Origin of the sequence: Intrasporangium sp. (assembly GCF_032907665.1) — a bacterium.
Classification (GTDB): domain Bacteria; phylum Actinomycetota; class Actinomycetes; order Actinomycetales; family Dermatophilaceae; genus Intrasporangium.
On the sequence record NZ_JAJJPG010000058.1, the window covers coordinates 13,040 to 22,149 of the forward strand.

Genomic DNA, 9,110 nt, shown 5'->3' on the forward strand with positions numbered 1-9,110 from the left:
TCAGGGCACCACCGCCTGGACCACGAGCCAGCCGAGCGCACCAGCCGCGACGGCACCGGTGAGGCTGAGCAGGACGTTGCTCGCGGCAGCCGCCCAGGCCCCCTCCTCGACAAGCCGCACCGTCTCGAAGGTGAAGGTGGAGTACGTCGTCAGGGCCCCGCACAGTCCGGTCCCGACGAGCGCCATGGTCTCGGCCGGCACCGACCCAGAGGCCGCCAGTCCCAGCACCGCGCCGAGCACCAGAGATCCGAGGACGTTCACCGTGAAGGTGCCCCATGGGAACCGGCCGCCGTGCCAGCGTTGCACGGCGAGGTCGATGACGTAGCGCAGCGGTGCTCCGACGGCCCCGCCCACCATGACGAGCACGAGGGTCATCGGACGGTCACCCGGGTCCGCGTCAGGGCCTGCGCGACGATGGCGCCCACCAGGACCCCGCCGACGGCCAGCACGAGCGTCGCCAGCACGTAGACCCCGGCGGCTCCGACTCGCCCCTCCTCGAGCAGCGCGCGCGTGTCGAGCGCATACGTGGAGAAGGTCGTGAACCCACCGAGCACCCCGACGCCGAGGAACGGCCGGACATAACGCCTCGGTGGCCACACGTCGGTGACGTAGACCATGAGCAGACCGAGGAGAAACGAGCCGATCACGTTGACGGCGAAGGTCGCCCACGGCACCTCCCCCGGCGTCGACGGCCAGGCCTGCCCCGCTGCGTACCGCGCCGCCGCCCCCACGGCGCCACCGAGGGCGATGACGGCGAGCACGTCGAGCCGGTCGCGGACGATGGCGTGGTCGACCTCGCTCGTGCGCACGTCCTCCGGGGTGACGTCGGGGTCGACGGGCCCGTGCACCGGACCGTGAACCGGGTGCGAGTCCATTCGTGTCCTCTCCTGCCCACCGGCATACTCGTGCCGTCCCGTCGTCCCTCCGAGGAAAGGGTATGCCGCTGAGCTCGCTGCCCTCCTACGTGACCATCGCGGGTCGATCCACAGCCGAGATCGAGGTGCGACGGTCCCGTTTCGTCTGCGACCTCGCGCGCGTGGAGACGGAGGAGGCAGCGCGTGAGTTCATCGATGCCGTCCGGGCCACCAGCCGCGACGCCCGCCACCACTGCACTGCCTTCATCCTGGGACCCGACGGGGCGACCCAGCGCAGCAACGACGACGGCGAGCCCTCCGGCACGGCGGGGGCTCCCATGCTCGACACGCTCAGGGGCCGGGGGCTGAGCGACGTCGTCGCGGTCGTCACGCGCTGGTTCGGCGGCGTGCTCCTCGGCACGGGTGGACTGGCCCGCGCCTATGGCGAGGCCGTCACTGCCGCGATCGACGCGGCCACCCTCGTCCAGCGGCAGCGCCGAACCGTCCTCGGTGTCACCGCCTCGCACGCGACGGCTCCGCGCCTCGAGCACGCCCTGCGCGGCCGGGCCGACGTGACCGTCACCGATGTCACCCACGGCGCCCGGGACGTCACGCTGGCGCTCGGCGTCGACCCTTCCTCCCGCGGCGCCGTCGAGGCCCTCGTGGCCGAGGTGTCCAGCGGCGGGGCAGGCATCGTCGCACTCGGCGAAACCTGGGTCGACGTCACTGCGTGACGCTTCCCGACCACCGGGACAGCGGGACCCTGGCCTTGTCCGTACCGCCCGGGCACGGCAGCCTGAGGTCATGGATGGCACCCGCATCGCCCTCGTCCTGACCCTCTGGGTCGCCATCGGCCTGGTCACGGGCCTGTGGATGACCCGGCGCGGCCACGACGCATGGTGGACCGCGATCGCCGTGGTGCTCGGACCGCTCTTCGTGCCCATCGCGCTCAGTCGAGTCGAGCGACAACCGCGGGTGGCCGAGACCGGACCCGACGGCTCTCCCGGGTCCCGCGCCGAGACCCCTGGCGGGCCCCGCGTCCTCGTGGGCCTCGACGGGTCCGAGGAGTCGCAGTCCGCCCTGGACCGGGCCCTCGACGTCCTCGGGGACCATTACGGCGTCCTCGTCCTCGCCGAGGTCGTGAGCTATGACGCCAACGAGGAGACGCAGAGCGAGCCGTTGGACCGTGCCCGCGAGCGCCTCGCCTCCGCCGCGGATCGGCTGGGTCGTCCACGCGTGAACTGTGAGGTCCTCGCGGGCCCACCCGCGGAGGCACTGCGTGCCTATGCGGTCGAAGAGGACATGGACCTCGTCGTCGTGGGTCGGCGCGGCCGGGGGTTGAGCGACCTCATCCTCGGCAGCGTGTCCAGCGAGCTGATCCGCCACAGCTGCATCCCGGTCCTCGTCGTCGACTGCACCGACACGCTCGGCTCGGCCGACGCTCCGGAGCGCGAGCAGGCACAACTCGGCGACGGCGGGGGGTGACAGGACGCCCAGGCGCCGTCCTCAGGCGCCTCGGAGCTCGTCGCCCGGGAGCCGGGCTCGCGGCATACGACAAGATGGTGGTCATGGCACTCCACCTCGCGACGACCGACGAGGGCAACGCCCTCCTCGAGCGCGACCCGCTCGCGCTCCTGCTCGGCATGCAGCTCGACCAGCAGATCCCGATGGAGAAGGCGTTCACGTCGCCGAGCGTCCTCGCCGAGCGGATCGGCACCGACCACCTCGACGCGGCGACGATCGCGACTCTGCCCCCGGAGTCGCTGCTCGAGCACTTCCGCACGCCACCCGCGCTGCACCGCTTCCCCGGCTCGATGGCGACGCGCACCCAGCAGCTGTGCCAGGCCATCGTCGACGAGTGGGACGGCGACGCGTCGAACGTCTGGGCCGGCGTCGAGTCGGGCGCTGAGCTCGTCAAGCGGATCGGCAGCCTGCCCGGCTTCGGCGAGCAGAAGGCGAAGATCTTCGCAGCTCTCCTCGCCAAGCAGTTCGGGGTCACCCCGCCGGGCTGGCAGGAGGCGACCGGCGACTACGGCCGGCCCGGGCATCGCTCGATCGCCGACGTCGTCGATGACGAGTCGCGCGTCAAGGTGCGCGAGTACAAGAAGGCGCAGAAGGCCGCGCTCAAGGGCTGACGCCGGCCCGGGTCACGGGGCAAGCAAGCGCGGTATGCCGCTGGGCCCGCTCCCCGGCGGAGGCGACCACCCACTCGGGTGAGCTTCCGTCGGGGGCGAGCCCAGCGGCATACGACCATCAGGACTCAGCCGTCAGATCAGCCGTCAGTAGTCCACCCCCACGGTGTAGGAGCCCGACCCGTAGTAGGAGTCGACGACGATGCGGTAGTAGCCCGTCGTGTTGCTGTAGGTGAACGACTCGTCCGCGCCGGACGAGATGCCCCGAGCCACGGTGTACCAGGAGTAGCCGCTGTACTTCTGCAGGTAGACGTCGAAGTCCGCGCCGGACGGACCGTCGAGGCAGACCCGGATCTGGCCGGACGTGCTGTCGTAGAAGTACGGCAGCGTCTGGGTCTGGCCGTTCGACAGCGTTCCGGTCCGTACGCTGCGCATCCCGGCGCACTGGCTGCCGCCCCCGCCGTTCACCGTCCACGAGAACGACGCGGAGGCCGTCGCGCCCGAGGAGTCGCGCACCGTCACCGTGACGCTCGACGTGCCAGCGGTCGAGGGCGTGCCCGTGATGGTGCCCGTGGACGAGCTGATCGACAGACCAGCAGGCAGGCCGGTCGCCGAGAAGGTGTACGGCGTGCTGCCGCCCGTCGCGCCCGTGGACACGTTCACGGCTGTGCCCACCGTGCTCGTCTGGCTGCCCGGGTTCGTCACGCGAAGCTCACCCGGCTGCGTCCCACCGAGGAGGAACTCGGTGTTGAGAAGCCGGTTCGGGGTGCCGCTCGGGACGCCCGTGAGGGTGTTGCTCACGCTGTTGCCGACGATCGCCGAGTGGACCTGCGCCGACGACGCACCGGGGTTGGCGCCGAGGTAGAGGGCGACGGCACCAGCGACGTGCGGGCTCGCCATGGACGTGCCCGAGATCGTCCGCGTCGCCGTGTTGGAGTCGTACCACGCCGACGTGATGCTCGTGCCCGGCGCGAAGAGGTCCTGGCACGAGCCCCAGGCGCTGCTCGAGGCCTTCGCGTCGGAGCTCGTCGAGTTGCCCACGGTGAGGGCTTCGGGGACCCGCTGCGGGCTGTAGTAGCACGTGTCGTCGTTGCCGTTGCCTCCGGCCTGGACCCACATGACGCCGCTCGCGACGAGGGACTTCACCGCGTTGTCCATCGTCGTGTCGGAGCAGCGAGAGCTGCAGCCGATGCTGTAGTTGACGACGGCGGGCTTGATGGCGTTGGACTTGATCCAGTTGATGCCGGCGATGATGTCGGTGTTCGAGCCCGAGCCGGAGCAGCTGAGGACCCGGACGGCGTGGACGGTCGCCCGCTTGGCCAGCCCATAGTTCGTGCCGGCAGCGGTGCCGGCGACGTGCGTGCCGTGCCCGTTGCAGTCCGACGGGTTGCTGTCGTCGTCGACGTAGTCGATGCCGCCGCCGGTGCGACCGGTGAACTCCGTGTGGTTGAGGTTGACGCCCGTGTCCATGACGTAGACGTGGACACCTGAACCGGCAGTGCTCGGGTAGCGGTAGCGCTGGTTGAGCGGCAGGTCCTGCTGGTCGACGCGGTCGAGGCCCCAGCTGCCGGGATTGACCTGCTCGTCGGCGATCTCGACCCGGTAGGCCTGCTCGACCCGCTCGACGGCGGGGTCGGCTGCGACGGCGAGCGCCTGCGCCTCGGTCATCGTCGCGGCGTAGCCGTCGATGACCGCACCGTAGGTGTGCTTGACGCGGCCGCCGTGCTTCGCGGCCATCGCCGTCGCGGACCGGTTGTTGGCCGCGATGCTCTGGCCCTGGTTCTTGAAGACGACGACGTACTCGCCCTCGATGGCGTCCGGACTGTTCGCCCCGACGATCGGGTCCGCCGACGCGGTAGCGGCGGCGCCGGTCGAGACCCCGCTCACGACGCCGGATGAGAGGCCGGACGAGACGCCGGTAGCGGGAAGAGCGTGGAAGGCCAAGGCGATCGAGGCGGCCACGGCGGCGGTGGCCGCCCGTGACGCTCGGCGGCGCCACACGGTGTGGTTCATGCGGGAGCTCCTTCACTGGGGGGAGTGACGAGGACGGGCACGAGGTTGGTGTCGCGTCCGCGCCGGACGCTATTGAGCGCAGCCCCGGGCGAACAGGGCGCAACCGGACAATGTCCGGAAGTTGCCACCCGCCCGTGCGTCACCCGGTGATCCAGCCGCGCTGCACGGCTCGGACACCGGCGCGGAACCGGGTGTCCGCGTCGAGACGCCGCATCAGGTCGTTGATGCGCCGACCCACCGTCCGCTCCGTGATCCCGAGGGACCGTGCAATGGCCCGGTCCTTGAGGCCGGCCGCCATGAGGGTGAGCATCTCGCGGTCCCGCTCGGAGATGCCGGGGTCCCGCTCGGCCGAGTCGAGGTCCTCCGGTGAGCCGGTCCGGGTGAGCGCCTCGACGGGCATCGATCGCTCCCACAGGTGCTCGAAGTGGGTGATGAGCACGTCGAGCAGGCTTGACGAACGGATGAGCAGCCGCCTCTCGGGATCCGGGTCCTGGGCCGACTCCGGCACGAGCCCGATTCCCCGGTCGGCGATGAGCAGCTTCGGCCACACCTCGGCGTTGACCCGCGCCTGCTCACCGGCCGCGACGTACTGCCGCATCGCTGCGCGGGCCTCCTCGCCGGCGATCGCGTCACGGTGGTAGATGACGCGGTAGGAGACCCCGGCCGCGAGTGCGACGAACTCGCTCTCGTTCGGTTGGACGCCACCCACGAAGTAGGGCGGGGCATCGACCATGAGGACCTCGCTCCGGGCCGTGCGCTGGATCTGGGCGCAGGCGTCATGGACCGCGGCGGGGCCGACGATGCGCTCGACGACCTCGCAGCCACCACCGGCCCTGCGGGCGACCGCCTCGCAGATCCGCTCGGTCTCGTCCTGGAGCTGGTTGAGCTGCCGCTGCCGCTGCCGGATCAGCTCGGGCAGGGCCACGTCCGGCGAGATGACCCGAAACCGCCGTCCGCCGAAGTCTTCCCGGTGCGCCAGCCCACGGGTCGCGAGCCGGTTGAGGGCAGCGGTGACCTTCTCCACGGAGCGGCCCAGGTCACCGGCGAGGGCCTTCGTGTCGGCCGTGCCGAGCTCGACCAGTCGCAGGTACACCTGGCGTTCGGCCGTGCTGAGACCCAGGGGTTCGAGGGACAACGCCTCCAGAGACAACGCTTCCAGGGGTTGCGTCTCCAGGGACAGCGGCATCGAATGCTCCAATCGCCTGCACACCCCGTCAGGCGGCGGCGCCGGACCTGACCGCGGGTGCCTGACGAGCATGGACGCCATCCGCGTGATGGCCGTCAAAGGCTACGTCGGGTAGCGAGCGACCCGCTTCCGCACGCTGCCAAGGGATGGCCATGACTTCGCAAAGTCTTGGCCAGCGAACGGTCAAGATGGCCCGTCCGCAGTAACGAGAACGATTCCGCGGACGTTGCGGTCAGTCCGTGAGGAAGCCGAGCAGGTCCGCCCGGGTGAGCACCCCCACCGGCTTGCCGTCCTCGACGACGAGGATCGCATCGGACTTCCCGAGCTCGTCCCGCGCGGCTGACACCGGCTCGCCGGCGCCCACGAGGGGCAGGCCCGGCTCAATGTGCTTTTCCACCGAGTCGAAGAGGTGGGCGCGGCCCGTGAAGAGGGCCTCCATGAGCGCCCGTTCGCTCACCGAGCCGGCCACCTCACCCGACACGACGGGCGGCTCGGCGTTGACCACCGGCATCTGCGACACGCCGTACTCGCGGAGGATCTGGACGGCGTCACGGATGGTCTCGTTGGGGTGCGTGTGCACGAGGGCGGGCAGGTCGCGCGACTTCGAGCGGAGCACCTCCCCGACCGTCTGCTCGCTGTGGTCGTGGAGGAACCCGTAGGACGCCATCCACTCGTCGTTGAAGATCTTCGACAGGTAGCCGCGACCGGAGTCGGGCAGCAGGACGACGACGACGGCGTCCTCGGGCAGGTCCTTCGCCGCGCGAAGGGCCGCGACGACGGCCATCCCGCAGGAGCCGCCGACGAGCAGCCCTTCCTCGCGGGCGAGCCGGCGGGTCATCTCGAAGGAGTCGGCGTCGGAGACCGCGATGACCTCGTCGACGACCGACGGGTCGTACGCTCCCGGCCAGAAGTCCTCGCCGACGCCCTCGACGAGGTAGGGACGGCCGCTTCCTCCGGAGTACACCGACCCCTCGGGATCGGCCGCGATGATGCGCACGGCGCCGTCGGAGACCTCCTTGAGGTACCTGCCCGTGCCGCTGATCGTGCCCCCGGTCCCTGCTCCCGCCACGAAGTGCGTCACGCGACCGTCGGTGTCCCGCCAGATCTCCGGACCGGTCGTCTCGTAGTGGCTGTTGGGACCCTCGGGGTTGTAGTACTGGTTCGGCTTCCATGCCCCGTCGATCTCCTCGACGAGCCGGTCGGAGACGCTGTAGTACGAGTCCGGGTGGTCGGGCGCCACGGAAGTCGGGCACACGACGACCTCTGCGCCATAGGCCTTGAGCACGTCCCGCTTGTCCTGGCTCACCTTGTCGGGGCAGACGAAGATGCAGGAGTAGCCGCGCCGCTGGGCGATGAGCGCGAGGCCCACCCCGGTGTTACCGCTCGTCGGCTCGACGATCGTGCCGCCCGGCTTGAGCAGCCCCTCGCGCTCCGCGGTGTCGATCATCCGCAGCGCGATGCGGTCCTTGACCGAGCCCCCGGGGTTGAAGTACTCGACCTTCGCCAGCACGGTGCACCTGACGTCGGCGTCCTCGACCACCGAGTTGAGCTTGACGAGGGGCGTGTCGCCCACGAGGTCGGAGATGTGTTCTGCGTACTTCACCGGATCATCCTAGGTGCCGCACCGGCCACCGAAGGAGCGGTATGCCGCTGGGCTCGCCTGCTCACCACCGCCGCCCGGCGACGGACGGGTCGGGCATCTCCCGTTGGCCCCACACGTTACGGTGATAGGTGCATTGAACCAGGCCTGCTGAAGGGGGTTTCTGGATGGGTCGCGCACGACGGGCTCGCAAGATCGCCCAGACCGCGGCGTTCGGCGGCGGCGTGGGCGCTGCCGGGATCGGCGCACTGGGCCTCGCCGGCTACGGCCTGCTGCGGATCGAGGCGCTCATGGCTCGTCGCATCGTGGGCCAGCCGTTCGACGGGGCTCCTGATGACGAGGGAACCTACGGTTTCGGCCACGGGGACCCCATCAGATTCGTGGTCCTCGGCGACTCGACGGGTGCCGGCATGGGCGCAGAGCACGCGCGGCAGACCATCGGGGCCACCATCGCCAACGGTGTGGCCGCCTTCAGCGGGCGGCCGGTCGAGCTGACCAACGTCGCGGCCATCGGCGCCGAGTCCCTCCACCTCGACGCTCAGGTCGACCGCGCCCTCGAGCGGGTCCCCCACCCGGACGTCGCCGTCATCCTCATCGGGGCCAACGATGTGACGCACCGGATCGAGCGGTCCCTCGCGGTCCGGCATCTCGAGATGGCCGTCCGCCGACTCCGAGATGCCGGCGCCGAGGTGGTCGTGGGCACCTGCCCCGACCTCGGCGCGGTGCAGCCCCTGCCGCAGCCGCTGCGCTACCTTGCCCGGCGCTGGTCGCGGGACCTCGCGGCCGCCCAGACCGTGGCTGTCGTCGAGGCCGGAGGACGAGCCGTGTCTGTCGGTGACCTGCTCGGCGAGGCCTTCTCGACCGAGCCGCATGTGATGTTCAGCCAGGACCAGTTCCATCCCAGTCCGGCCGGCTATGCACGGGTGGCCGCGGCCCTCCTGCCCACCGTGAGCGCCGCGCTGGATCTCTTCGGTGAACGCAGCACCCCGACTCAGCCGAGCACCTGGCGAGGCGAGGGTGTCGGGCCCGTGGCCGTCGCTGCGAGCCGGGCCGTGGCCAACCCGGGCACCGAGGTGGCGCCGACGGAGGTCGCCGGCCAGGCGCGCGGCGTCCACGGCCGGTGGGCGATGATCCGTCGCCGCCTGCGACCGACGGTGGCTGTCCCCCAGGCCGACCCCGTCCGCGGGGACGAAGAGCCTCGGTCCGAGGCCGACGCGGTGGCCGACGGGACGGAACTGCCACTGGCCGGGACCGGCACCGCCGCCGGGCTGGCGCCCGACGACACCCCCCGCGACGGAGACGCGATGGCGGCGTCCCGGTAGCCG

Annotated in this window: 9 protein-coding genes; 4 read left to right on the top strand and 5 right to left on the bottom strand. The window is 71.1% G+C overall.

Features of this window, described 5'->3' with window-relative positions; all coding sequences use genetic code 11:
• Complete coding sequence (gene crcB / locus LOY02_RS10330) at positions 1-375, bottom strand: fluoride efflux transporter CrcB (protein WP_317182273.1); 375 nt, start codon at positions 373-375, stop codon at positions 1-3.
• Complete coding sequence (crcB, locus tag LOY02_RS10335) at positions 372-875, bottom strand: fluoride efflux transporter CrcB (RefSeq protein WP_317182274.1); 504 nt, start codon at positions 873-875, stop codon at positions 372-374. The genes crcB (LOY02_RS10330) and crcB (LOY02_RS10335) overlap by 4 nt, the downstream gene beginning before the upstream one ends.
• 62 nt (positions 876-937) lie before the next feature.
• Between crcB (LOY02_RS10335) and LOY02_RS10340 the strand changes: the two genes are divergently transcribed.
• The 3 genes from LOY02_RS10340 to LOY02_RS10350 all read left to right on the top strand — a co-directional run bounded on the left by LOY02_RS10340 (position 938) and on the right by LOY02_RS10350 (position 2,989).
• A complete protein-coding gene (locus LOY02_RS10340) occupies positions 938-1,588 on the top strand; it encodes a YigZ family protein (RefSeq protein ID WP_317182275.1) in 651 nt (216 codons plus the stop codon).
• A 70-nt stretch (positions 1,589-1,658) separates the two neighbouring features.
• Positions 1,659-2,339, top strand: a complete 681-nt coding sequence (locus LOY02_RS10345; RefSeq protein ID WP_317182276.1) for a universal stress protein — start codon at positions 1,659-1,661, stop codon at positions 2,337-2,339.
• A gap of 83 nt (positions 2,340-2,422) precedes the next feature.
• Positions 2,423-2,989, top strand: coding sequence for an HhH-GPD-type base excision DNA repair protein (locus tag LOY02_RS10350; RefSeq protein ID WP_317182277.1), 567 nt, complete (start codon positions 2,423-2,425; stop codon positions 2,987-2,989).
• A gap of 144 nt (positions 2,990-3,133) precedes the next feature.
• On the opposite strand, the gene LOY02_RS10355 is transcribed toward LOY02_RS10350, so the two are convergent.
• From LOY02_RS10355 to LOY02_RS10365, 3 genes are all read right to left on the bottom strand, one after another.
• Complete coding sequence (locus tag LOY02_RS10355; protein ID WP_317182278.1) at positions 3,134-4,999, bottom strand: S8 family peptidase; 1,866 nt, start codon at positions 4,997-4,999, stop codon at positions 3,134-3,136.
• A 139-nt stretch (positions 5,000-5,138) separates the two neighbouring features.
• Positions 5,139-6,185 (bottom strand): helix-turn-helix domain-containing protein, encoded by a 1,047-nt coding sequence (locus tag LOY02_RS10360; RefSeq protein ID WP_317182279.1) that lies wholly within the window; start codon positions 6,183-6,185, stop codon positions 5,139-5,141.
• Between the two features lie 232 nt (positions 6,186-6,417).
• A complete protein-coding gene (locus tag LOY02_RS10365) occupies positions 6,418-7,788 on the bottom strand; it encodes a cystathionine beta-synthase (RefSeq protein ID WP_317182280.1) in 1,371 nt (456 codons plus the stop codon).
• Positions 7,789-7,952: 164 nt separating this feature from the next.
• Here LOY02_RS10365 and LOY02_RS10370 point away from each other — a divergent pair, with 164 nt between their 5' ends.
• Positions 7,953-9,107, top strand: a complete 1,155-nt coding sequence (locus LOY02_RS10370) for an SGNH/GDSL hydrolase family protein (protein WP_317182281.1) — start codon at positions 7,953-7,955, stop codon at positions 9,105-9,107.
• The last annotated feature ends 3 nt before the right edge of the window (positions 9,108-9,110 follow it).

Excerpts from the sequence above, each read along its gene's own strand:
- LOY02_RS10360 (WP_317182279.1), bottom strand. The coding sequence starts at position 6,185 with ATGCCGCTGTCCCTGGAGACGCAACCCCTGGAAGCGTTGTCTCTGGAG.
- LOY02_RS10370 (WP_317182281.1), top strand. The coding sequence starts at position 7,953 with ATGGGTCGCGCACGACGGGCTCGCAAGATCGCCCAGACCGCGGCGTTC.
- crcB (WP_317182273.1), bottom strand. The coding sequence starts at position 375 with ATGACCCTCGTGCTCGTCATGGTGGGCGGGGCCGTCGGAGCACCGCTG.
- LOY02_RS10355 (WP_317182278.1), bottom strand. The coding sequence starts at position 4,999 with ATGAACCACACCGTGTGGCGCCGCCGAGCGTCACGGGCGGCCACCGCC.
- crcB (WP_317182274.1), bottom strand. The coding sequence starts at position 875 with ATGGACTCGCACCCGGTTCACGGTCCGGTGCACGGGCCCGTCGACCCC.
- LOY02_RS10340 (WP_317182275.1), top strand. The coding sequence starts at position 938 with ATGCCGCTGAGCTCGCTGCCCTCCTACGTGACCATCGCGGGTCGATCC.
- LOY02_RS10345 (WP_317182276.1), top strand. The coding sequence starts at position 1,659 with ATGGATGGCACCCGCATCGCCCTCGTCCTGACCCTCTGGGTCGCCATC.
- LOY02_RS10350 (WP_317182277.1), top strand. The coding sequence starts at position 2,423 with ATGGCACTCCACCTCGCGACGACCGACGAGGGCAACGCCCTCCTCGAG.